This window comes from Bacillus sp. JK62, from assembly GCF_053663455.1.
Window position 1 is genome coordinate 509,902 of the sequence record NZ_JBSJQA010000006.1, and the last position, 23,798, is coordinate 533,699.

The 23,798-nt window shown below is 46.6% G+C and carries 20 protein-coding genes; all 20 read right to left on the minus strand.

All coding sequences use genetic code 11. The features are described from left to right. Positions 1–117: 117 nt before the first annotated feature. On the minus strand, positions 118–4,431 hold the full coding sequence (locus ACWJJ4_RS15800) for a PolC-type DNA polymerase III (protein WP_024085302.1): 4,314 nt from the start codon (positions 4,429–4,431) through the stop codon (positions 118–120). Between the two features lie 111 nt (positions 4,432–4,542). Next, positions 4,543–6,237, minus strand: a complete 1,695-nt coding sequence (gene proS / locus ACWJJ4_RS15805) for a proline--tRNA ligase (RefSeq protein ID WP_003154202.1) — start codon at positions 6,235–6,237, stop codon at positions 4,543–4,545. A 31-nt stretch (positions 6,238–6,268) separates the two neighbouring features. Then, entirely contained in the window at positions 6,269–7,537 is a 1,269-nt protein-coding gene (gene rseP, locus ACWJJ4_RS15810) for an RIP metalloprotease RseP (protein ID WP_007611459.1), read from the minus strand. A 6-nt stretch (positions 7,538–7,543) separates the two neighbouring features. Further along, positions 7,544–8,695, minus strand: a complete 1,152-nt coding sequence (gene dxr, locus ACWJJ4_RS15815; protein WP_070081828.1) for a 1-deoxy-D-xylulose-5-phosphate reductoisomerase — start codon at positions 8,693–8,695, stop codon at positions 7,544–7,546. Between the two features lie 55 nt (positions 8,696–8,750). Continuing rightward, the gene (locus ACWJJ4_RS15820; RefSeq protein ID WP_007409796.1) at positions 8,751–9,548 is read right to left on the minus strand and encodes a phosphatidate cytidylyltransferase; all 798 of its coding nucleotides are present in this window, start codon (positions 9,546–9,548) and stop codon (positions 8,751–8,753) included. Positions 9,549–9,551: 3 nt separating this feature from the next. Further along, on the minus strand, positions 9,552–10,334 hold the full coding sequence (locus ACWJJ4_RS15825) for an isoprenyl transferase (protein WP_003154211.1): 783 nt from the start codon (positions 10,332–10,334) through the stop codon (positions 9,552–9,554). A gap of 125 nt (positions 10,335–10,459) precedes the next feature. Continuing rightward, the gene (gene frr / locus ACWJJ4_RS15830) at positions 10,460–11,017 is read right to left on the minus strand and encodes a ribosome recycling factor (protein WP_003154212.1); all 558 of its coding nucleotides are present in this window, start codon (positions 11,015–11,017) and stop codon (positions 10,460–10,462) included. Between the two features lie 2 nt (positions 11,018–11,019). Then, positions 11,020–11,742, minus strand: a complete 723-nt coding sequence (pyrH, locus tag ACWJJ4_RS15835; protein ID WP_003154213.1) for a UMP kinase — start codon at positions 11,740–11,742, stop codon at positions 11,020–11,022. 145 nt (positions 11,743–11,887) lie between these two features. Continuing rightward, on the minus strand, positions 11,888–12,769 hold the full coding sequence (gene tsf, locus ACWJJ4_RS15840; protein ID WP_003154214.1) for a translation elongation factor Ts: 882 nt from the start codon (positions 12,767–12,769) through the stop codon (positions 11,888–11,890). A 99-nt stretch (positions 12,770–12,868) separates the two neighbouring features. Then, positions 12,869–13,609: a 30S ribosomal protein S2 gene (gene rpsB, locus ACWJJ4_RS15845; protein WP_003154215.1), complete on the minus strand. Its 741-nt coding sequence runs from the start codon at positions 13,607–13,609 to the stop codon at positions 12,869–12,871. A 143-nt stretch (positions 13,610–13,752) separates the two neighbouring features. Then, entirely contained in the window at positions 13,753–14,226 is a 474-nt protein-coding gene (locus tag ACWJJ4_RS15850; RefSeq protein WP_062623359.1) for a DUF6115 domain-containing protein, read from the minus strand. 27 nt (positions 14,227–14,253) lie between these two features. Next, positions 14,254–15,018, minus strand: coding sequence for an RNA polymerase sigma-28 factor SigD (sigD, locus tag ACWJJ4_RS15855; RefSeq protein ID WP_003154217.1), 765 nt, complete (start codon positions 15,016–15,018; stop codon positions 14,254–14,256). A 26-nt stretch (positions 15,019–15,044) separates the two neighbouring features. Further along, a complete protein-coding gene (gene cheD, locus ACWJJ4_RS15860; RefSeq protein ID WP_003154219.1) occupies positions 15,045–15,545 on the minus strand; it encodes a chemoreceptor glutamine deamidase CheD in 501 nt (166 codons plus the stop codon). Further along, positions 15,542–16,171 (minus strand): CheY-P phosphatase CheC, encoded by a 630-nt coding sequence (gene cheC / locus ACWJJ4_RS15865; protein WP_014417781.1) that lies wholly within the window; start codon positions 16,169–16,171, stop codon positions 15,542–15,544. Before cheC ends, cheD begins: the two co-directional genes overlap by 4 nt. Positions 16,172–16,186: 15 nt before the next feature. Further along, entirely contained in the window at positions 16,187–16,660 is a 474-nt protein-coding gene (cheW, locus tag ACWJJ4_RS15870) for a chemotaxis protein CheW (protein WP_003154225.1), read from the minus strand. Between the two features lie 22 nt (positions 16,661–16,682). Continuing rightward, on the minus strand, positions 16,683–18,701 hold the full coding sequence (cheA, locus tag ACWJJ4_RS15875; protein ID WP_017417784.1) for a chemotaxis protein CheA: 2,019 nt from the start codon (positions 18,699–18,701) through the stop codon (positions 16,683–16,685). Positions 18,702–18,706: 5 nt separating this feature from the next. Then, positions 18,707–19,774 (minus strand): protein-glutamate methylesterase/protein-glutamine glutaminase, encoded by a 1,068-nt coding sequence (locus tag ACWJJ4_RS15880; protein ID WP_017417783.1) that lies wholly within the window; start codon positions 19,772–19,774, stop codon positions 18,707–18,709. Continuing rightward, positions 19,771–20,664: a MinD/ParA family protein gene (locus ACWJJ4_RS15885; RefSeq protein ID WP_031379117.1), complete on the minus strand. Its 894-nt coding sequence runs from the start codon at positions 20,662–20,664 to the stop codon at positions 19,771–19,773. Before ACWJJ4_RS15885 ends, ACWJJ4_RS15880 begins: the two co-directional genes overlap by 4 nt. After that, positions 20,661–21,752, minus strand: a complete 1,092-nt coding sequence (gene flhF / locus ACWJJ4_RS15890; protein ID WP_146276778.1) for a flagellar biosynthesis protein FlhF — start codon at positions 21,750–21,752, stop codon at positions 20,661–20,663. The genes ACWJJ4_RS15885 and flhF overlap by 4 nt, the downstream gene beginning before the upstream one ends. After that, the gene (gene flhA, locus ACWJJ4_RS15895; protein ID WP_003154231.1) at positions 21,752–23,785 is read right to left on the minus strand and encodes a flagellar biosynthesis protein FlhA; all 2,034 of its coding nucleotides are present in this window, start codon (positions 23,783–23,785) and stop codon (positions 21,752–21,754) included. The genes flhF and flhA overlap by 1 nt, the downstream gene beginning before the upstream one ends. Between the last annotated feature and the right edge of the window lie 13 nt (positions 23,786–23,798).

Below are 23,798 nucleotides of genomic sequence, written 5' to 3' on the forward strand. Positions count from 1 at the left end.
CAAAAGAGCGGGTTTCCCCACTCTTTGCCTCGGTAATCGTTAGCATTTCCAATAAAACTATACCATAACCATATATTTAATGCAAATCAAACTCCGCTCGGAGGCTGTGCACAAAGCTTAAAACAGAGACAGCTGATTTTGGTCCGGAAGCGACTCAAGACAGCCGTGACGGTCTAAATACTCTAAAATGGTTTTTGACACTTTTCCGCGTTTTTGAAGATCCTCTTTTGAAAGGAACTCCCCTTCTTCCCGCGCTTTCACAATATTGAGAGCGGCGTTGGTTCCGAGTCCCGGAATTGAGTTGAACGGCGGGATGAGACTGTTGCCGTCAATGATAAATTCCGAAGCGCTCGAACGGTATAGATCGACCTTCTGGAAGGAATAGCCGCGCTCACACATTTCAAGCGCAAGCTCTAACACGGTAAGGAGGTTTTTCTCCTTCGGCGAAGCATCAAGCCCTTTAGAGCTGATATCATCCATCACCGCTCTGATGGCGGTCGAGCCTTTAATCATTGTATCAATGTCAAAGTCATCTGCGCGGACGGTAAAATACGCAGCATAATATAAAAGCGCGTGATGCACTTTAAAATAGGCAATCCGCACCGCCATCAGCACGTATGCGGCGGCGTGGGCTTTCGGGAACATGTATTTGATTTTTTTGCATGAATCAATATACCAGTTCGGCACATTGTTCTTTTTCATTTCTTCTTCCCATTCCGGCGTCAGGCCTTTGCCTTTACGGACGAATTCCATGATTTTAAAGGCCAGTGAAGGCTCAAGGCCCTGATAGATCAAGTAAACCATAATGTCATCACGGCAGCCGATCACTTCGCTCAGCTCACACGTATTGTTGTGTATCAGTTCCTGCGCATTGCCGAGCCATACGTCCGTTCCGTGGGAAAGCCCGGAAATCTGGACAAGCTCGGAGAACGTCGTCGGCTTCGTATCCTCAAGCATCTGCCGCACAAATCGCGTCCCGAATTCAGGAATGCCGAGCGTCCCCGTTTTACAGCCGATCTGCTCTTCAGTGACGCCGAGCGATTCTGTGCCTTGGAAAATCTTCATAACCTCCGGATCATCTGTCGGAATCGTCTTCGGATCAATTCCGCTTAAATCCTGGAGCATCCGGATGACTGTCGGATCATCGTGCCCCAATATATCAAGCTTCAGCAGGTTGTCATGAATGGAGTGGAAGTCAAAATGAGTCGTTTTCCATTCAGACCCCGTCGCATCTGCCGGGAATTGTATCGGGGAAAAATCGTAAATATCCATGTAATCCGGGACAACGATAATCCCCCCCGGGTGCTGGCCGGTCGTTCTCTTAACGCCGGTGCAGCCCTGCACCAGACGGTCGATCTCTGCGCCGCGCATGTGTAGGTTGTGGTCGCCCGCATAGCCTTTCACATATCCGTAAGCCGTCTTTTCCGCAACGGTGCCGATCGTTCCCGCGCGATACACGTTATCTTCACCGAACAATACTTTCGTGTAGTTATGGGCATGCGGCTGATACTCACCTGAAAAGTTCAAGTCGATATCGGGTACTTTGTCACCTTTAAAGCCTAAGAACGTTTCAAACGGGATATCATGCCCGTCCTTTTTCAAAGGTGTGCCGCAAGACGGGCAGCTTTTATCCGGAAGGTCAAAACCGGAACCGACTGATCCGTCATTAAAGAATTCGGAATATCGGCAGCTCGGGCACACATAGTGCGGAGCGAGCGGATTCACTTCAGTGATTTCCGTTAAGGTCGCCACAAGCGATGAACCGACGGACCCCCGGGAGCCGACGAGATAACCGTCATCCAGAGACCGTTTTACAAGCTTATGAGAGATGAGATAAATAACGGCGAATCCATGACCGATGATGCTTTTTAATTCTTTTTCTATTCTCGCTTCCACAATTTCAGGAAGCTCTTCACCGTAAATACTTCTGGCGCGCTGATAGCTCATTTCACGGATTTCTTCATCAGCTCCGTCAATTTTCGGCGTGTACAGATCGTCTTTGATCGGTTTGATCTCATCGATCATCGAAGCGACTTTCTGCGTATTGTCAACCACGATTTCTTTCGCTTTTTCCGCACCGAGAAAGGAGAAAGCATCCAGCATTTCATCTGTCGTTCTGAAGTGCACTTTAGGCAGTTCGTGCCGGTTTAACGGGTTGGCGCCGCCTTGGGAAGATATTAAGATCTTCCGGTAAATTTTATCCTCATCGTTTAAATAGTGGACATTTCCGGTGGCAACGACCGGCTTATTCAATTTTTCCCCGAGCTTCGTGATGTTGGCGATGATTTCTTTCAGCGCTTTTTCATCCCGGACGAGCTCAAGCTGCAGAAGGTGTCTGTATACTTCCGGCGGCTGCACTTCAAGATAATCATAGAAGGATGCGATATCTTCAACCTCTTCAGGTGATTTTTGCATCATGCCTTCAAAGACCTCTCCCCTGTCACAGGCAGAGCCGATTAACAGACCTTCTCTGTATTTATTAAGCTGCGACCTCGGAATGCGCGGCACTCTGTAGAAATATTGAATATGAGAAATGGACACAAGCTTAAACAGATTTTTAAGGCCGGTCTCATTTACGGCGAGCAATGTAGCGTGATAAGGCCTTGATCTTTGATAAGCATTGGATTGTCCCATATTCTCATTCAGCTGATCATGATAAAAAATGTCTTTTTCAGCGGCATCTTTGAGCATTTTCAACAGCAGGTAGCCCGTTGCTTCAGCGTCAAAGACCGCTCGGTGATGCTGGGTTAATTCGATATCAAACTTCTTACATAACGTATTTAAGCGGTGATTTTTAAACTCAGGATACAGGAAACGCGCGAGTTCCAGCGTATCAATGACCGGATTTTTCGCTTTTTCCGTTTTCAAAAGACGCTTGTACGCCACATTTAAAAATCCCATATCAAAGCTGGCGTTATGAGCCACAAGCACGTCATCGCCGATCCATTCTTTAAAATCCCGGACGACGTCAACGACATCGGGAGCGTCGCGGACCATGTCGTCCGTAATCCCGGTAAGCTCTATTGTCGTTGCTGACAGCGGATGGTGCGGATTGGCGAACGCTTCGAATTTATCGATGATTTCTCCGCCTCTTATTTTGACTGCGGCAAGCTCAATGATGGTGTCATACACTGCGGACAGACCTGTCGTTTCAACGTCAAAGACGACGTATGTGTCTTCTTCCAGGAGACGGTGAGCTGGATTGTATGCGATCGGAACGCCGTCATCCACGATATTGGCTTCCATTCCGTAAATCATTTTTATGCCGTGTTTTTTCGCGGCGGAATAGGCATCCGGGAAAGACTGCACAACGGCGTGATCAGTTAACGCAATCGCTTCATGTCCCCATTTTTTCGCCTGTTCGACAAGCTTTCCGATGCCCGTTACAGCATCCATTTGGCTCATCGGAGAATGCAGATGAAGTTCAACCCGTTTTTCGCCTTCAGGAGCGGTGTCTTCACGGGTTTTGGCTTTTATTTCATTCACGTCATTTGCAATCATGACGAGGTCTCTGACGAATGTATCGTTTTGAATGCTTCCCCGCGCCTTCACCCACATGCCTTTTTTCAGCGTTTTCATCAAAGCGGCGTCTTCTTTTTCTCTGGCGAACATTTTTACTAAAATACTGTTTGTATAGTCCGTGATTTTGAAAATGCAGAGCGTGCGTCCGCTTTTCAGCTCGCGTGTTTCAGCATCAAACACAAACCCCTGCACCGTAATTCTTCTTTCTTCATCCATGATGCTGTCAAGCGTCCGGATTTCTTCGTTCTCTTTAATTTGATAGCCGATGACAAGCGGTCCGGACGGTGCCTGATCCTCATCGCCCTCTTTTTCCTTCTTCTCCATCTCGATAAGCGCCTGCATCGCCCGCTCCTGATCTTCAGCAAGCTTTTGCTCGCGGAATTTCTGGACTTCTTGGTCAGATACGAAAATTTCGGTATCCAGCTGCAGTTCCGGAAAGCCGAATTGGCGGTAGCTGTGCTGAATCAGTGCGCTGTATTTATTTTTGAGCGCAGATGCTTCTGTATCTGTTTTTGTTTTCACGATCAGTTTATTTCCCTTGAGCTTCGGTTTCTGCTGATTCAAAAGAGCCACCATCGGCGGCGAGGTTCCTTCAAGCTCTTCAATACAGCGTGTCCAATAATCCTGTACAAGCTCCTCTGTCACTGTAGGGTCGATGACCTGAACAGACGATGTGACACGGGCGATGTGAGCAAACGATTGTGTTAACCTCATCATGAATGAATCATATATTTGATACGGCAAAAGAGCCTTAAAGCGAAATTGGAAATGCCAGGCTTTTTCTGCTTTATGGATTGTCAGTTTATCAATCTCTCCGTCTTCAAAGTATGTCATGAAGGTATCATCTGTCATATTAAGCTGCTGCAGAAGAATCTGAAACTGTCTTCTGTTTACTGATAACTGTTCCATTCAGACAGTATCCCTCCCTTAAAACATCATAAGTGAAGGTACCTCCGCAGGTGATGAGGTACCTTCTTTTTTCTCTATTTTAACATGATTTTGTACGATTCGTTATGGTGATTACTTCGTCTTAATAAATTCAGAAAGCTCATCCACTGAAACTTCGGCAGATTCACCGGTTTTGCGGATTTTCACTTCTACGATGCCTTCGTCGGCACGTTTTCCGACAGTGATGCGGATCGGAAGGCCGATCAGATCAGAATCAGCAAACTTCACGCCTGCGCGTTCAGCGCGGTCATCGTATAATACCTCATAACCTTCCGCCTGGAATTTGCCGTAAAGCTGTTCAGCAAGCTCTTTTTGCGCTTCGTTTTTCATATTCAGCGCCAAAATATGAAGATCATACGGAGCAACGCTCTTCGGCCAGATCAAGCCTTTTTCGTCGTGATGCTGTTCAGCGATGGCAGAAAGCGTTCTGGACACGCCGATTCCGTAACATCCCATCAACATCGGCTGCGCACGCCCGTTTTCATCAAGGTATGTCGCATTCATCGCTTCAGAGTAACGCGTGCCGAGTTTAAAGACTTGTCCGACCTCAATCCCTTCAGCGAAACGGATCGTGCCTTTTCCGTCAGGTGACGGATCGCCTTCCTGAATGATTCGAAGATCGGCGTACGCTTTTACAGACGCGTCACGTTCGATGTTTACGTTTCGGTAATGACGGTCTTTTTCATTCGCGCCGCAAACGGCGTTTACCATTACTTTCACGGCTTGGTCGGCATAAATCTCAATGTCGCCGGCAGCGCCGATCGGCCCCGCAAATCCCGGCTCCGTGCCAAGTTTCTCCGCTACTTCTTCATGAGACGCAAGCTCAACCACTTCCGCGTTCAGAAGGTTTTTCACTTTCACGTCATTGACCTCATGATCGCCTCTTACTAACACGAGAACAAATCGGTCATCCGCTTTAAACAGCATTGATTTGATGCAGGCGCTCGGCTCGATCTGCAAGAACGAAGCGAGCTCTTCAATGCTTTTGACATTCGGCGTATCAATTTTCTCCAATGCCTCGGGTGTTTCATCTGACGGCTCGCTGTTCATGACAACTTCCGCCATTTCCGTATTGGCTGCGTAAGAGGATCCATCGGAATAAGCGATGGTATCTTCCCCTATTTCAGAAAGAGCCATAAATTCATGCGTGTCTTTTCCGCCCATCGCGCCTGAGTCGGCAATAACGGGACGGACGTTTAATTCACAGCGTGCGAAAATGCTGCTGTATGCGCCGTACATGTTTTGGTACGTTTCCTCCAGACTTTCTTCAGAAGCATGGAAAGAATACGCATCTTTCATGATGAATTCGCGTCCGCGCAATAACCCGAAACGCGGGCGTTTTTCATCTCTGAATTTAGACTGGATCTGGTAAAGAGTGAGCGGCAGACGCTTATAAGATTTCACCTCATCGCGCACGAGAGAAGTAATGACTTCTTCATGTGTCGCGCCTAAAGCAAATTCACGGCCGTGGCGGTCTTTCAGACGCATTAATTCAGGCCCGTACGTATACCATCTGCCTGATTCCTGCCATGTTTCAGCCTGCTGAAGGGCCGGCATCAGCATTTCCACCGCGTTGATTTTTTCCATTTCTTCACGCACGATCTTCTGAATGTTTTGAATGACCCTGTAAGCCAGGGGCATGTAGCTGTAAACCCCGCTCGTATTTTGTCTGATAAATCCCGCTCTCAGCAGAAGCTTATGGCTTTTTGCTTCAGCATCAGCCGGCACTTCTCTCAGGGTCGGAATAAGCGTCAAACTTTGTCTCATGTCTTCGCACCTCTGATTTTTTACTAGTCAATTATAAGAATAAACGCTGGATATCGTTCCATGTGACAACCAGCATAAGAAGCATTAAGAAAGCTACGCCGATAAATACGACAAATGCTTCCTTGTCACGGTTTATCGGCTTGCCGCGGATTGCTTCAATGAATAAAAACAGCAGCCGTCCGCCGTCAAGCGCCGGTATCGGCAGCAGGTTGACGATTCCCAGGTTGATGCTTAAAAACGCCGCAAACTGGAATAAGTTGATAATACCGGTTTTTGCAACTTGATCGGTCATATCATAAATGCCGACAGGGCCCGAAAGCATATCAAGCTTAAACTGGCCTGTCACAAGTTTGCTCAGATTGGTCAGGATCGCTTTTGTGACATCAACGGTAGATGTCGCGCCGTAAGCAATCGCTGCAAGCGCGCCTTTTTCAGTCGGCGCATAAGAGCCGAAGCGGCCGATTGTTTTTTTATTTTCATCTTTTACAGCTTCAGGTGTAACCGAGATATGAAACGATTTGCCGTCCCGTTTGACGGCGACATCGATTTTTTTCCCGGGATTTTCTTTTACTGCTGTCACGATGTCGGTCCATGACCTCATTTTTTCACCGTTAATGCTCTGGATATAGTCGCCTTCTTTTAAACCGGCAGCAGCTGCGCGTCCATTGTCTGTCAGCTTCCCGAGCTCAGGCTGATTCGAAGGCACGCCTTGAATGAATCCGAGCATGACGAGAATGACATACGCTAAGATGAAGTTCATTATCGGACCGGCAGCAATCGCCTTAATCCGCTTCCATACGGGTTTAGACCCGAATTGTCGATTGTAAGGCGCAATCTGCACTTCTTCTCCGTCTACGATAAAAAAAGAGGTCTGACTGACAGTAAAGCCCGCCAGTTCATCTTCTTTCCCCTGCTCGTACCCGGTAATCTTCATTTCGTGCTCAAGATCAGCCGTCTCCACCTCGATAATTAAAGCGTCGGGATATTTTTCCTTTTGATTAATGATGACTTTTTCCACTTCGTCATCTTTATTAAAAAGAAGCCCGACGGTATAACCGGGTTTGACTTCAATCATCTCCGGGTCTTCACCGGCCATGCGGACGAACCCCCCGACCGGAAGGAGTCTGATCGTATACACGGTTTCATTCTTTTTAAATGAAAAGATTTTAGGGCCGAAGCCGATCGCAAATTCACGGCAAAGGATTCCCGCTCTTTGGGCGAGCAATAAATGCCCGAGCTCATGGAAAAAAACGAGCGTTCCGAAAATAATAATAAACGCGATAACTGTATTCACGAACATACCACCTTATGTGAGTATTGAATTAACGTATCCCCGGGTGTCTTTGTCCACTTCTTGGATATCCGCAAGACTCGGATCCTGAATTACGCTGTGGCGGTCCAATGCTTTTTCAATCAGGTCCTCAATCGATAAGAATGAAATCCGTCCGGCAAGAAAAGCGGCAACGGCTTCTTCGTTGGCCGCATTTAAAACCGTCGGCATCGTTCCCCCTATTTTACCTGATTCAAAGGCAAATTGTAAGCAGCGGAACCTTTCAAAGTCAGCTTTCGCAAAATGAAGGCTTCCGATCTCCCATAATTCAAGCCTTTTTGCTTCAGGCAGAGGCAGCCGGTCCGGATATGTCAGCGCGTATTGAATCGGCACCCTCATGTCCGGATTTCCAAGCTGGGCGATGACGCTTCTGTCGTGAAATTCAACCATCGAATGAATGATGCTCTCTTTATGTAATACAACGTCAATCTGTTCATACGGAATGTCAAACAGCCAATGCGCTTCAATGACTTCAAGCCCTTTATTCATCATTGTAGCCGAGTCAATCGTAATCTTTGCACCCATCGACCAGTTCGGGTGATTAAGGGCGTCGGCAATCGTTACAGACTCAAGCTCCTGCCGCGTTTTATCTCTGAAACTGCCGCCGGATGCCGTAATGATCAGGCGCTCGATATTTTTGCTCTGTTCGCCTTGCAGCGCCTGAAAAATAGCGGAATGTTCGCTGTCGACCGGAAGAAGAGGAACACCGTATCGTTTTGCGTGTCCTTTCACTATATGCCCGGCAGTGACGAGAGTTTCCTTATTTGCAAGCGCAATTGTTTTTTTCTGTTCAATCGCTTTCAAAGTCGGGATTAAACCGACGCTTCCAAGCAGCGCATTGACCACGATATCCACTTCGTCCATGACTGCCGCTTCAATCAGGCCTTCTTCTCCGATGCCGATTTGACATTCATGAGAAAAAGACGCTTCTTTCACTTTTTGATATGTATCCATGTCGCCGACTGCTACATATTTCGGCTGAAACGTTCTGATCAACGGGATCGCTTTCTCGGCGTTTTTACCGAAAGTCATCGAGACGAGACGGAACTGATCTTGATGCATGCGCAATACGTCTAACGTCTGCTCCCCGATTGATCCTGTTGCTCCTAAAAGACAAATATTCTTCAAAATGCCACTCCCATTCTATGCGTCCAGATCGGTCTTATTTTCATATTAGCCTTTCTCATGAAAAAAGCGCAAGCAGAAAGTATAAGAACGGCATGACAAACAAAAAGCTGTCAAATCGGTCTAAAATGCCGCCGTGCCCGGGAAGGATTTTCCCCGAATCCTTCACATCATAGTGCCGCTTAAGCGCTGATTCAACCAAATCCCCGATCTGTCCGAACACAGACAGAACAAGCGTGATGACCAAAAGAACCGGGTATGAAATCGGAAGGTGCGCAAACAGCTGAAAAACAGCCGTAAAAATAAGGGCGATGACAATACCGCCGAGAAACCCTTCCACCGTTTTGTTGGGACTGATTTCGGGCCACAGCTTCCGCTTCCCGAGCGACTTTCCGACGAAATATGCGCCTGAGTCCGTTGACCATATGACAACGCAGGCATAAAAGATATACAAAAGCCCGTTTGTTTCAATGTTTCTGATTTCAATAAAATAATGAAAACACAGTCCGATATATACCGTCGCGAGAACGATAAACCCGACTTCGTCAAACGTAAAGGTGTTTTTCACGAGCACCGTATAGCTGAGCAGAATCAATACGGCGAAAATCGTTACTTCCATTTTCGCATCGAAAAAATGATATTTGTCCGGCATCATATACAGCCATAACAATAAGAGGCTGATCAGACCCGGAAAAGAAAAAAATCTGAGCTTTTTCATCCGCAAAAGCTCAAAAAGCGCTATACTTCCCATCACGTAAACAAATACGGTGAACGGCAATCCTCCGAAAATAACCAAAAATAAAAATAGTGCCGCTGCCAGAACACCTGTTAACAATCTTTGTTTCATTTCCACCATCCTCTAAATTCCGCCAAACCTCCGGCCCCGCTGCTGAAATTCTCCCACTGCCTGCAGAAAGTGATCTTCTTTAAAATCGGGCCACAGGACATCTGTAAAAACAAATTCACTGTAAGCCACCTGCCAAAGCATAAAGTTGCTCAGTCTGATTTCTCCGCTCGTTCTGATGAGCAGCTCCGGGTCCTGGATTGATTCTGTCATTAAATGCCCGGAAAAGAGCGCTTCATCAATGTCTTCGATATTCAGCGTGCCGCTTTTCACCTGTTCGGCCAGTGCTTTTGCCGCATTGACGATTTCCGTGCGTCCGCCGTAGTTCAAAGCGAAATTGAGAATCAGCCCGTCATTTTGTTCTGTATCTTTTACGGCCTTCTCAATCGCCCTGTACGTATGAGAAGGGAGCGCGGATTCATCTCCGATAATTTTCACCTGTACATTTTCCTCTATCAATTCAGGAAGATACGTATTCAGGAACTCTTCCGGAAGCTTCATCAAAAAGTCGACTTCCATCTTCGGGCGCTTCCAATTCTCAGTTGAAAACGCATAAAGAGTCAGAACTTTAACGCCGAGCTGATTTGCGAGCTTTGTCACCCTTTTTACCACTTTCATTCCTTCATGATGTCCGGCAATCCGCGGGAGTGAGCGCTTCTTCGCCCAGCGTCCGTTTCCGTCCATAATAATGGCAATGTGTGCGGGAATTTCACCCTTCAGTATGTCTTCTTTTGTATACCGTTCTAAGTTGGAAGCCGCATTCTGCTGATTCTTCCAATTTTTGAGTATGTTGAGCATGAGATTCCTCCGTCACCCAAAAAGGTTGCGTTGCTGATGATCAATGTAATCAACAGTATTAACAAAAAAACCCCCTGTAAACATGAGAGGGTCTTTTCACATTATCTATTGTACATAGTTTTTCATTAAACTTCCATGATTTCTTTTTCTTTGTCCTTCGTGACACTGTCAATTTTTGACACATATTCATCTGTCAACTTTTGAACGTCTTCACTGGAAGCACGAAGCTCGTCTTCTGTAATGTCCCCGTTTTTCTCAAGTTTTTTGAGGTCATCGTTGCTGTCACGGCGGACATTACGGACTGCTACTTTCGCTTCTTCCGCGTATTTTTTCACGACTTTGACAAGTTCTTTACGTCTTTCTTCCGTCAGAGCCGGGATCGCGATGCGGATAATTGTTCCGTCACTTGTCGGAGTTACGCCAAGATCAGCTTTCAGGATCGCTTTTTCAATATCGCCGATTGCCGTTTTGTCATACGGTGTGACAACAAGCATACGCGCTTCAGGCACATTGATGGAAGACAGCTGGTTTAAAGGTGTTTGGGCACCGTAGTATTCTACTGTCACTTTATCCAATAGAGATGGGTTGGCACGTCCCGCGCGGACTGACGCCAATTCACGTGAATAAGCAGCAACCGCTTTTTCCATGCGTTCTTTTGTTTGTGTTAATACTTCGTTTGACAACGTTATTTCCCCCTTACGATCGTTCCGATTGATTCGCCGATTACGGCACGCTTAATATTTCCTTCTTCCATAATAGAAAAGACGATCAGCGGAATATCATTATCCATACATAGTGAAGAAGCCGTAGAATCCATGACTTCCAGCCCGTCTTTTAACACATCGAGATAAGATAATTTTTCGTATTTAACAGCTGACTCATCTTTTCTCGGATCGGCATTATACACACCGTCGACATTATTTTTCGCCATTAAAATCACATCCGCTTCGATTTCAGCGGCACGCAGCGCTGCGGTTGTGTCCGTAGAGAAATAAGGGTTTCCTGTTCCCGCGGCAAAAATCACAACGCGTTTTTTCTCCAGGTGGCGGATGGCTTTTCTTCTGATATAAGGCTCAGCGACCTGACGCATTTCAATTGATGTCTGCACTCTGGACTGAATTCCGAGCGTTTCCAGGCTGTCCTGCAGGGCAAGTGAGTTCATGACAGTAGCAAGCATGCCCATATAATCGGCCGTCGCACGGTCCATTCCTAAGTCACTGCCTGTTTTTCCGCGCCATAAGTTGCCGCCGCCTACAACTACGGCCACTTCGACGTCAAGCTCAGCGATTTCTTTTACCTGTTTAGCGATGGATTGGATAACAGTCGGATTAATGCCGTTTCCCTGCTCTCCTGCCAATGCTTCTCCGCTAAGCTTTAAAACGATACGATTGTATTTTGGTTTTTCCATAATAACCTCCAAGTGTAAACATTGCCGTTTCCTATTATGCAAGAGAAAAAAAGGTTTGTAAATATAGTTTTAAAAATAGGGAACACAAGTAGTGTCCCCTATACTGCCTGAAAAGCCGCGAAAGATTCGCCAAGGCTTTCCGCCATTATTTTTTCACTTGGTTCATAACTTCTTCAGCAAAGTTTTCTTGGCGTTTTTCAATGCCTTCTCCAACTTCGTAGCGGACGTAAGTTTTAACAGATGCGTTTTTCGCAGCCACAACTTGTTTCACTTTTTCGTCTGGGTTTTTAACGAAAGCTTGGTCTAATAAGCAAATTTCTTCGAAGAATTTGTTCAGACGGCCTTCAACCATTTTAGCTACGATGTTTTCCGGTTTGCCTTCTTGAAGAGCTTGCTGAGTCAGGATCTGACGCTCATGGTTTGCTTCTTCTTCAGACACTTGGTCGCGGGAAATATAACGAGGATTTACCGCTGCAACATGCATCGCGATGTCTTTTGCAAGATCTTCGTCAGTTGTTCCGCTAAGAACGGATAATACGCCGATGCGGCCTCCCATGTGAAGGTAAGCACCGAACGCTTCGCTGTCTTCTTTTGTAAGAACAGCAAAACGGCGAAGAGTGATTTTCTCTCCGATTTTAGCAACGTTGCTTGTGATGTATTCTTCAACAGTAGAACCGTTTTCCATCTTTTGACCCATCGCTTCTTCAAGATCAGCAGGAGCGTTTGCAAGAAGGTGGTCAGCAAGCGTGTTCAGAAGCTCTTTGAAGCCTTCGTTTTTCGCAACGAAATCAGTTTCAGAGTTTACTTCTAAGATAACGCCTTTGTTGCCGTCAGTTTTAATAAGAGTAGAACCTTCAGCAGCGATACGGTCAGCTTTTTTAGCCGCTTTCGCAATTCCTTTTTCTCTCAGAAGGTCGATTGCTTTGTCCATATCTCCGTCAGTTTCAGTCAGTGCTTTTTTACAGTCCATCATACCAGCGCCTGTTTTTTGACGCAGTTCTTTTACCTGCTGTGCAGTAATAGCCATTTGAATTCCTCCTTATATGTGTAAACAAGATATGTATAGATACATTTTTCTTGAAAAAAGGTGATAAAAGGCAGTCCCTCTTATCACCTTTTGATTAGGTTACGCAGTTGTCGTTTCTGTTTCAGGTGCAGTCTCTTCAGCAGCTTCCGCTTCTTCTTCGCCTTGCTTCGCTTCAAGAATAGCATCTGCCATTTTAGAAGTAAGAAGTTTGACAGCGCGGATTGCGTCATCGTTTGCAGGGATTACGACATCAATTTCATCAGGATCACAGTTTGTATCTACGATTCCGATGATAGGAATGTTCAATTTGCGAGCTTCCGCAACAGCGATGCGCTCTTTGCGAGGATCGATGATGAATAATGCATCAGGAAGATCCTTCATGTCTTTAATTCCGCCGAGGAATTTTTCAAGACGCTCTAATTCTTTTTTCAATTGAACAACTTCTTTTTTCGGAAGTACTTCAAATGTACCGTTTTCTTGCATTTTCTCGATGTCTTTCAGACGCTTAATGCGTTTTTGGATTGTTTCGAAGTTTGTCAGTGTACCGCCCAACCAGCGTTGGTTGACATAGTACATGCCAGAGCGTACAGCTTCTTCTTTAACAGAATCCTGAGCTTGTTTTTTTGTGCCGACGAAAAGGATTTTTCCGCCTTCAGCAGCAAGGTTTTTCGTGAAGTTGTAAGCTTCCTCTACTTTTTTCACTGTTTTTTGAAGGTCAATGATGTAGATTCCGTTACGCTCCGTGAAAATGTAACGCTTCATTTTTGGGTTCCAGCGGCGTGTTTGGTGGCCGAAGTGAACACCAGCTTCAAGCAATTGTTTCATAGAAATAACTGACATGTGATTTCCTCCTAATAAAATGGTTTTTTTCCTCCGCTTAGGTCATTTTTGTGCAGAACTGCCGTTTGCAGCACCCTCTGCATAAATCGTTAAGCGTGTGTATTTAACACCAAGACATAATATAACACAGCTTTATGCGACAATCAAGAATCCTTTACAGCTTTGCCGCGAAATTTTAAAAACAGCTCGATTTCTGTCTTTCCGCTCTGCACCCGTTTGGCGATTTCCGCGGGGGTGAGCCCTTGTTCATATAATTCTGAAACACGTTCTTCAAACGAATGCGCGCCGCTGTTTTCATCACTTTCAGCCCGTTCCGTTGCACTGATGAGCTTTTCCATGTGGTCCGGAATATCAGGCTCTTTTTTCGGTTCCGGCCGGGGTTCGGCGTCTTCTGCGTCAGGTGCTTGATCATTCCGGCTTTTTGCGTCTTCGAGTCTTTCATTTTCTTCTTTCAGCTCAAGCAGAAACGCTGCAAGAGTGTTTTCCGTCTCTTCAAGAATCTTCTTCTGCTGGCGCTCCGTCTCCTTGAGGGCTGAAAACCTCGTGTACAGAATAATGACGGCATAAAGCAGTACGCCGTGAAGCACAAAGCTTAAAAGCCATAATAGTGTTGACATGTTTTTCACTCGCTAACCATGAGTTCATTATTGAATTACTTTTTCAAGCAGGTGCTTTAATTTAAACAGCGCCTTTGAATGAATCTGTGAAATCCGCGACGTCGAAAGGTTCAGGACTTGTCCGATTTCGGTCAAAGTCAGTTCTTCTTTATAGAATAAACTGACGACAAGTTGCTCTTTTTCAGAGAGCTCGTGAATTTTGCCCGCAAGCTGAGCGATCAGCTCGTCCTTCATGATTTTTTCTTCCGGCGGCACATTTTTGTCATCTCTGATCATCACTTGAATATTCTCACCGTCATCCTGGTCGTGAAGCTTTTCATCAATTGATAAGAGATTGGCAAAAAAACCTTCATTCATCGTTGATACTACGTCCTGTTCCGTCATGCCCAGCTCTTCTGCGATCTCTGAAGGCGTCACATTCCGAAGGTAGCGCTGTTCAAGTTTTTCGATTGCCGCTTCGACTTTTTTTGTCTTCTCCCGTGAAGTTCTGGGCAGCCAATCTTCTTTACGCAGCCCGTCGATGATTGCACCGCGAATTCTAAACGAGGCATAGGTATCAAATTTTAAATCCCGGCCGGGGTCAAATTTTTCCAGGGCATCATATAAACCAAGCATACCAAGGCTCATTAGATCGTCTTTATGCACCGATTTCGGCAGTCCGACGGAAATTCTGCCGACATGATATGTGACCAGCGGCATGTAACGGCGCATTAAATCATCACCGGCTTTAGGATCTTTCCACTCTTTCCAGCGCGACCAAAGCACCTGATCTTCATAATTCAAGGATTGCATTGTTATCCCCCTACCTCATACCTTTATTAAATCGTTGTTTCACCTTGTTTAACAGTTCGAATGTGCAGCATGCAGGACTTTGGCTCAAATTCAATCGTCCGGCCGCTTGAGCCGCCCGTATCTTCACTGATGACCGGAATGTTATACAATGAAAGCTGCTCTTTGATAGCCGCTACATTCCTCGGACCGATTTTCATCAGGTCGTTTGTCATTTTAAACTTAAACATCTCCGCTCCCCCGGCGAGTTTTGCCTTCAGGGCAAACTTGCGGCAGCCGGCTTTCAAAAGCATATCAATTGTCATCTTAACGGCGGTGTCCGCGTATTTTGCACGGTTGAGCTCCGCCGTTTTTGATAAACCGGAGTCCGGCAGCATGACGTGAACGAGTCCTGCCGTTTGTTTGTCTTTATCGTATAAAACCAGCCCCACGCATGAACCGAGTCCCGAGGTTCGGATTTTATCCGGGTAACGCGCGACTTGAACATCCGCAATCCCCACTTTAACGACTGCGGCTTCCGCACGGCTCATAAAGCCGCACCCAATGAGACGAAGAGCTTTTCAAAAGAATCATAGTCCGGGAGCATAAACATATGGGCTTTGAGCTCCTGCCGGCTGCCCTGGTCAAAAATAGAAGTATCCACGACAATGGCATGCTCTCCGACTTGGCTGAGCTCCATCAGTCCTTCACTGATAACCGCGCCGAACATATCAAGTGAGATTTCCGGCACGCTCGGGTAAATCTCAAGCTTTGTCAAATCAGCCAATGCCGTTAAATAGGAGCCTGCTAAAATATTGCCGAACTCATGTAAAGCAGAAGAACTCAAATGATCTTCACCCAACTGGTCAATATCAAAATCCGGATTTCCGATCAGCTCTCTGATAAACTGTTCCGCTTGATCAAAAGGCATGATGAGAAAGATAGAACCGGTCATGTCGCCTTCCATTCTTAAAAAGATACTGGCGACCGGCGTTTCAGCCCCGCCGAAAAAATCAGCGAGCTCATCAAATGTCAATAAAGTCGCAAACGGCACTTCCATGTCTATCTTTCTGTTCAGCAGCTGAGCCATGGCAGAAGCCGAGTGACCCGCCCCGATATTTCCGACTTCCCGCAAAATATCCATCTGCTCTTCTTTGATCGCTTCAAACTTACTCATGTTGTCTTTTCCCCTTTAAGCATTCGGCTCTCCGGACGCAGATGCCGAAGCACCTTTATCCAGCACCGCATGCGCATCGATAATATTGAGGAGCCTGTTATCTTGCTTGACGATCTGTTTAATCCACACATCCGTTTCCTTTGTCTGGCTTTCAGGCGCGGATTCAATTTCATTTTCATGCACGGTGATGACGTCATTGGCCTCATCCACGACCCATCCGACATCGGCGTCACGGTAAGAAATGATGATAATCCGTGTCTCTTCTGTGATGTCCTGTTCAGGCTGGTTCAGACGTTTTCTTAAATCAAGAACCGGGGTAATCACTCCGCGCAGATTGATAACGCCGCGGATATAAGATTCCACCCCCGGGACCCTCGTCGGTTTTTGCCACTTTTCAATTGATTTCACCTGGGAAACTGAGATAGCGTATTCTTTCCCGTTTATCATAAACACAATCATTTTTTCACCTGTTTTGATTTCAGCAGTCATGCGGGCACCTCCTCGTGTCGTTTTAGTAGATCAGCGCATTGCAATCAATAATCAGCGCCACTTCTCCGTTTCCGAGAATCGTAGCGCCGGAAATCGCAAAGACGTTCGTCAAATAGTCGCCGAGTGATTTCAGTACGACTTCCTGCTGTCCGATAAAAGAGTCCACGACAAAAGCAGTGGATTTATCGCCCTTTTTCACGACGATTACATGGAACTGATCGGCATCCTGTTTTGAATCCGTAATGCCGAATTCTTTTTTCAGATAGACGATCGGAACGATTTGGCCTCTGAAATCAATCACTTCTCTGTCATGCGTCTGCAGGATATCTTTCTTATCAATAACAGCCGTCTCTATAATAGAAGAAATCGGTATCGCAAACGTCTCTTCTTCCAGTTTAATGAGAAGAACGGATATAATTGAAAGTGTCAGCGGAAGCTGGATACTGAAAAGAGAACCTTGACCTTCCGCGGATTTGACACTGACAGAGCCGCCGAGTGATTCGAGTTTATTTTTTACGACATCCAGGCCGACGCCCCGCCCTGAAATGTCAGAAATTTGATCGGCAGTCGAGAAGCCAGGAGCAAAAATAAGCTCGTAAATCTCATTATCTTCAAGCGTTTCAGCATCACGTTCGGTGATTACACTCCGCTCGAGCGCTTTTTCAAGAATTTTCTTTCTGTTCAGGCCGGCCCCGTCATCTTCAACCTCAATAAAGACATGATTGCCGCTGTGATATGCCTTAAGCACGACATGACCCGATTCCGGTTTTCCTTTATTCACCCGCACTTCAGGCGATTCAATGCCGTGATCGATGCTGTTTCTGATTAAATGCACAAGCGGATCGCCGATTTCATCAATCACCGTGCGGTCCAGCTCCGTTTCAGCTCCGATGATGGACAATTCGATTTTCTTGTTTAATTCCTTTTGAAGCTGGCGGATCATTCTCGGGAAACGGTTAAAGACGGTTTCTACCGGCACCATCCGCATATTAAGAATAATAGACTGAAGGTCGCCCGAAATTCTGGTCAGGCGTTCAACGGTTTCAGTCAGCTCATTGTGGTCAAGCTCTTTGGCGATCTGCTCAAGACGTCCGCGGTCAATGACAAGTTCTTCAAAAAGATTCATTGAAGAATCCAGTCTTTCAATGTTGACACGAATCGTTTTCGAGCCGCTGTGATGCTTCGGCTGTTCTTCCGTTTTCGCTTGCGGCTTCGGCGTTTTTTCAGCCTTTTTAACCGGAGTTTCCTTCACCGGTTCAGCCGCTTGCGGTTTTTCGGCCGTTTTTAACGGCGCACCGGCAGAAATTTCGACTTTCTCCACTTCTGAAATGCCGCTGATGAGTTCTTTAATTTCTTCAGCAGGCTGTTTTGTCAAGAAACACACCTGAAAATCCGTTCCGAAATCTTCCGTCTCAAGTACTTCCGCGGCGGGTATCGTTTTTGCGACTTCCCCGGCTTCATTCAGCTTTTCAAATATCATGTACACGCGCACGGCTTTGAGCATGCAGCTTTCATTCAGGGAAACCGTTATTTCATAGCGGCTGAATCCTTGCTCTTCCGCCTCTTCAATAACAGTCCGTTCGAACTCATCATAATTCCATTCAGTTGAAGTCTGTTGTTTTGAAGCCGGCGGTTCTGCTGTTTCGGCTGAAGCCGCAGTCTCATGCACCGCATTTACGTCGAGCTTCGCACTTACTTCAGAAATATCACGTTTGCCGTCTCCTCCGTCAATAATGGACTGCACCATCTCTTCAAGATGATCAAGCGCTTCAAACAGCACGTCCAGCCAATCCGATGTAACGGGCATTTCTCCGTTGCGGATGGCGTCCAGCACATTTTCCATCAGGTGGGTTAAATGCGCCAGATCTGTATATCCCATCGTTGCGCTCATGCCTTTCAGCGTATGGGCAGCTCTGAAGATGTCATGCACAAGCTGAAGGTCTGCCGGATCTTTTTCCAACAGCAGCAGCTTTTCGTTACATGTCTGTAAGTGCTCTTTACTTTCATCAATAAAGACATCTAAATATTGATTCATATCCAATTGATTCACACCCTCTCTTTTTTCACACATCCGGTGATGGATGCCGCGATATCTTCCACATGTTTAATCTCATGAATGAGGCCCGCCTTTATCGCTGACTTCGGCATTCCGAACACAACACAGGATTCGTCCGATTCCGCAATCGTTTTAACGCCGCCTGTTCTGAGCATTTCTTTTACGCCTTCGGTTCCGTCGCTGCCCATGCCTGTCATAATGACGGCTACCTTTTCGTAATCGGATAAGCGGCTTGCCGACCGAAACAAATAATCGGCTGACGGTTTATGCCGGCTTTCCGTATCATGAACGTCAAGAATGATGCGGAGCCTTCCGCCTTCCTCTGCAACCGTCATATTTTTTCCGCCGGGCGCGATGTACACCCATCCGTCTTTCGCTTCTTCACCGTTTTCCGCTTCTTTGACCTGAATATCTGACAAATGGTTGAGTCTGTCTGCAAGTGAAGCGGTGAAGCCTTCAGGCATGTGCTGAACGACAAATACAGGCGCCTTTAAATCCTTCGGCAGTTTCGGAATCACCTTTTGCAGGGCACGCGGTCCGCCTGTAGAGGTCGCGATAAATACGGCCTGCTTGGCGGATTTTGCTTTCGGTCTTTCAAATCCCGCCAAAGCCGGACGTTCCGGGATAGAAGGCTCTTTCACTGCCGCCTCAGGTTTTTGTGCGCGGGACAGCCCGGCTGCAATCACTCTCTCAATCAGCTGCTCTTTAATTTTATAAAGATCAAGTGAAATCGATCCGGAAGGCTTAGTGATAAAATCAAAAGCGCCCATTTCCAGGCAGTTGATCGTTCGGTCCTTCCCTTGCTGTGTCTGGCTCGATACCATGATGACGGGAAGTTTATATATGCTGATGATCTTCCGCAATGTATCCGTTCCGTTCATGACCGGCATTTCAATATCAAGCGTGACAACATCCGGTTTGAGAAGCTCTATTTTCTTCAGCGCCTCTTCCCCGTTTCTGGCTGTCCCGATGACTTCTATCTGCACTTCCGCAGCCAGAAAATCGGTAATCATCTTTCTCATAAAAGCTGAGTCATCAACGACAAGCACACGAATCACTGTAAAGTCCTCCTCAATAAAAAAGAAGATAATCTCTCAATAAATGCCGGTTTCTCTTCTCTTGGTTTGTTTTCTTCCGTTTGAAACAAGACATCCGTCAGAAGACGGACGGACCTGCTGGCTTTTGCTTGAGGACTTTTTATTAAAAAAGGCACCTGGTCAATGACGGCTTGACTTACTAGCGGATCATCGGGTATGGAGCCGGCGAAACGCACCTCCGCGCCTAAAAACGTGTGAATCGCATGAGAAAGGCGGTTGTACGTGTCCAGCGCCTGTTTTTGGGCGCGGGCGCGATTGACGGCAATGTTTACGGTCAGCCGTTCATCCGCAAGCAAAAGATGTTTGATCGCGCTGTAGGCATCCATAATGGCCGTCGGCTCAGGCGTTGTCACGGCGAGAATGTCTTCCGCCGATAAAATAAACGGCAGCTGTTCTTTTGAAAGTCCCGCTCCCATATCAAACAGAACGTAATCAAAATCGCTTAATACAGCGGAAAGACCATTCATAAAAACCGACCACTTCTCTCTGTCTGCTTGATAGATCGCCTCAAGCCCCGTTCCTCCGGATATGTAGCGAAGGCCTTTCGGACCGGAGGAAAGTGATTGAGCCAATGCATGCCGATTCTCCATCACATCAATAATGGTGCGGGAAGAAGCAGCGCCGATCAGCACATCAATGTTGCCCATTCCGATGTCAAGATCAATGATGAGTGCTTTTTTTCCTTTTTCCTGCAGGGCAACTGCCATGTTTAATGTTAAATTAGATTTTCCGACGCCGCCTTTACCGCTGATGACGGCTAATGTCTTCGCTTTTTTCTCATAAAGCTCCGGCTTGATCATTTGCCGCTCTCTCATTTTCCTTCTTAATGACTCTGCCTGATCGGGTTTCATGCCAAAAGCATCCTTACAAACTCTTTTGGTGAAGCCGATAGGATGTCTTCAGGCACATCCTGTCCATTTGTCAAATAGGCGGCGCCGATTCTTGATTCCGACAGCACTTGAAACACGGAGCCGAGTGAGGCGGTTTCATCCGTTTTCGTGAAAATGAATTGATTGACCGGCACACCGGAAAACTGTTTCAGCACCTGTTTCATATCTTCATATTTTGCAGATGCCGATAATACGAGAAAGGATTGTAATCCTGATTCAAACGGAATCATCTCTTGTAATTCCGTAATATACTGCTCTTCTTTAAAGTTTCTGCCGGCTGTATCAATGAAAACATGGTCGTATTCAGCGAATTTTTCCAGTGCCTTCAGACATTCTTCCTTTGAATAGCATACTTCAAGAGGAGCCTGAAGCAGCTCCGCATATGTCTTCAGCTGCTCGACCGCGGCAATCCGGTAAGTATCCGTCGTCATAAAGGCAATTTTTTTATGCTCTGTCAGCATTGATGAGGCCGCAAGTTTCGCAAGTGTAGTCGTTTTGCCGGCCCCGGTTGAACCGAAAAGCACGACGTATTTTGATTGAATCCCTTCCTGCCACCTGTCTGCCAAAGGGAGTTTTTTCACTAACAAATCCTGCAGTTTTGAGCTGACATTATCTTCAGTTAAATCTCCGGAAACAATTGAAGAACTGAGCAATTCACTGAGTACGGCGTTTTGCGTATGATCAGGAAGCCCAGCTTGCTTCAATAGTCTCTCGGCTTTTTTTAATGGTTCAGGGAGCACTTCTTTCAAATGCGCCAGTTCGCCAGAAATACTTTGATCCGGAAGACGCGGCGGCTGAACAGGCTCAGCTTTCTCCGCCGTTTCCGTCTTTTTCATTTCTCCAGCGGCAGCCGGCGGCGTTTTTCTCGCTTCCCTGACGTCACGATCTAAAACCGCTATCACTTCGACGGCCTGCTGCGACCGCAGCCCCAGCCATTTTCGTTTCTTTACTTGTTTGGAATGTAAAATAACGGCATCATTGCCGAGTTCCTTTTTGATTTGCTTCGCGGCATCCTGCATTGAAGCGGCTGTAAATTTTTTTATTTTCATTAAATATCCACCACTCCAATGCTCTGTACTTCAACATTTGCTTCCAGCTCATTATAAGAAAGAACCGGAAGATCAGGGAAATACCGTTCTAACAGCTGTTTTACATACATTCTGACAGCAGGAGAGCAAAGAAGAATCGCTGACTCCTGACGGATGGAAAGCTGCTCGGCCTCTTTAGCGACAGAACGGATGATGCTGTCTGAAACCTCAGGATCGAGTGACAGGTAATTGCCCTGTTCAGTCTGCTGAACCCCGTCTGCAATCGCTTTTTCCACCCGGCCTGAGCATGTGATGACCTTCAGCGTTTCATGCTCTCTCGCATATTGTGCCGTGATTTGTTTGGCAAGCGACTGTCTCGCGTATTCTGTCAAAAGGTCTGAATCTGTCGTTAATCTTCCGTAATCGGCAAGAGTTTCAAAAATGGTCACCAAGTTTCTGATTGAAACTTTTTCTCTCAGCAATTTGGCAAGCACCTTTTGAATATCGCCGACAGAAAGAGGGTTTGGCGTGACTTCCTCAACAAGCACAGGATAATTTTCCTTCAGATGATCGATCAGCTGCTTTGTTTCCTGTCTGCCGACCAGTTCGTGAGCATGCTGCTTAATTTTTTCTGTAATATGCGTAGATACGACTGACGCCGGATCAACAACTGTATACCCCAGCATGTCCGCTTCATCTTTTGCAGCTTCGCTGATCCATTTTGCGGGAAGTCCGAACGACGGTTCAATCGTTTCAATGCCTTCAATGACGTCATCTTCAGGCGTCGGTGACATCGCTAAGTAATGATCCAGCAGGAGCTCTCCTTTAGCGACTTCATTGCCTTTAATTTTCAATCTGTATTCATTCGGCTGGAGCGCGATATTATCCCTGATGCGCACAACCGGAATGACAAGTCCCAATTCAAGCGCAAGCTGACGTCTGATCATGACGATGCGGTCAAGAAGATCACCGCCCTGCCCCGCGTCTGCAAGCGGCACGAGTCCGTATCCGAACTCAAATTCAATCGGATCAATATGTAAAAGCTGCACAACGCTTTCCGGGCTTTTCAGTTCATCCGCCTGAGCCTCTTCTTCAAGAATTTCTTCCTCTTCTTCGCTCGGCTTATCCGCTTTGGACAGCATATAAGCGCCGAATGCAAGCAGACCGGCGATCGGCCCCGTCAGCAGAATGCCGATCGGTGTAAGCAGACCGAGCAAAAGTACAGTTCCCGCGGCTACATACAAGAGCTTCGGATAAGCAAACAGCTGGCCTGTAATATCGTGACCGAGGTTTCCTTCAGAGGCCGCTCTCGTCACGACAATCCCCGTAGCCGTTGAAATGAGCAAGGCCGGCATTTGAGAAACGATACCGTCACCGACCGTCAGCATTGTAAAGTGAGACGCAGCTTCTTGTATGCTCATCCCCTGCTGCAGCATGCCGATTACGATTCCGAAAATAATATTGATCATCACGATGATGATCCCCGCGATGGCATCCCCTTTGACGAATTTGCTCGCACCGTCCATGGCGCCGTAAAAATCCGCTTCCCGAGCGACTTTTTCACGTCTGTGCTTTGCATCCTGCTCCGTAATCATGCCGGCATTTAAATCCGCGTCAATACTCATTTGCTTTCCGGGCATCGCATCGAGCGTAAATCTCGCCGCCACTTCCGATACCCGCTCGGCGCCTTTTGTAATGACGATAAACTGAATAATAATCAAGATAATGAAGACAACAAGCCCTACCAGCACATTTCCGCCGACAACGAAATTCCCGAATGTCTCAACAACCTTTCCCCCTTCTCCGTGAGAAAGAATCGAACGTGTCGTCGACACATTGAGCGCAAGCCGAAACAGCGTCAATAACAGCAGCAATGACGGGAATATCGAGAATTGCAGCGGTTCTTGCATATTCATTGTGGTGAGAAGCACGATCAACGCAAGAGAGATATTAATGATGATCAAAATACTTAACAACCATGGAGGGAATGGAATCACCAGCATTGCCACAATGAGGACAACACTTATTAAAACCGATAAATCTCTTGTTGACATGCTGTTTTTCTCT

What these genes read in the sequence shown, in the direction of transcription:
- flhF (WP_146276778.1), bottom strand. Translation starts at nt 21,752, where the DNA reads ATGAAAATAAAAAAATTTACAGCCGCTTCAATGCAGGATGCCGCGAAG.
- ACWJJ4_RS15800 (WP_024085302.1), bottom strand. Translation starts at nt 4,431, where the DNA reads ATGGAACAGTTATCAGTAAACAGAAGACAGTTTCAGATTCTTCTGCAG.
- tsf (WP_003154214.1), bottom strand. Translation starts at nt 12,769, where the DNA reads ATGGCTATTACTGCACAGCAGGTAAAAGAACTGCGTCAAAAAACAGGC.
- cheD (WP_003154219.1), bottom strand. Translation starts at nt 15,545, where the DNA reads ATGAGCCGTGCGGAAGCCGCAGTCGTTAAAGTGGGGATTGCGGATGTT.
- ACWJJ4_RS15850 (WP_062623359.1), bottom strand. Translation starts at nt 14,226, where the DNA reads ATGTCAACACTATTATGGCTTTTAAGCTTTGTGCTTCACGGCGTACTG.
- proS (WP_003154202.1), bottom strand. Translation starts at nt 6,237, where the DNA reads ATGAGACAAAGTTTGACGCTTATTCCGACCCTGAGAGAAGTGCCGGCT.
- cheC (WP_014417781.1), bottom strand. Translation starts at nt 16,171, where the DNA reads ATGAGTAAGTTTGAAGCGATCAAAGAAGAGCAGATGGATATTTTGCGG.
- ACWJJ4_RS15825 (WP_003154211.1), bottom strand. Translation starts at nt 10,334, where the DNA reads ATGCTCAACATACTCAAAAATTGGAAGAATCAGCAGAATGCGGCTTCC.
- rseP (WP_007611459.1), bottom strand. Translation starts at nt 7,537, where the DNA reads ATGTTCGTGAATACAGTTATCGCGTTTATTATTATTTTCGGAACGCTC.
- flhA (WP_003154231.1), bottom strand. Translation starts at nt 23,785, where the DNA reads ATGTCAACAAGAGATTTATCGGTTTTAATAAGTGTTGTCCTCATTGTG.
- sigD (WP_003154217.1), bottom strand. Translation starts at nt 15,018, where the DNA reads ATGCAATCCTTGAATTATGAAGATCAGGTGCTTTGGTCGCGCTGGAAA.
- pyrH (WP_003154213.1), bottom strand. Translation starts at nt 11,742, where the DNA reads ATGGAAAAACCAAAATACAATCGTATCGTTTTAAAGCTTAGCGGAGAA.
- rpsB (WP_003154215.1), bottom strand. Translation starts at nt 13,609, where the DNA reads ATGTCAGTTATTTCTATGAAACAATTGCTTGAAGCTGGTGTTCACTTC.
- ACWJJ4_RS15820 (WP_007409796.1), bottom strand. Translation starts at nt 9,548, where the DNA reads ATGGTGGAAATGAAACAAAGATTGTTAACAGGTGTTCTGGCAGCGGCA.
- cheW (WP_003154225.1), bottom strand. Translation starts at nt 16,660, where the DNA reads ATGACTGCTGAAATCAAAACAGGTGAAAAAATGATTGTGTTTATGATA.
- ACWJJ4_RS15885 (WP_031379117.1), bottom strand. Translation starts at nt 20,664, where the DNA reads ATGAAACCCGATCAGGCAGAGTCATTAAGAAGGAAAATGAGAGAGCGG.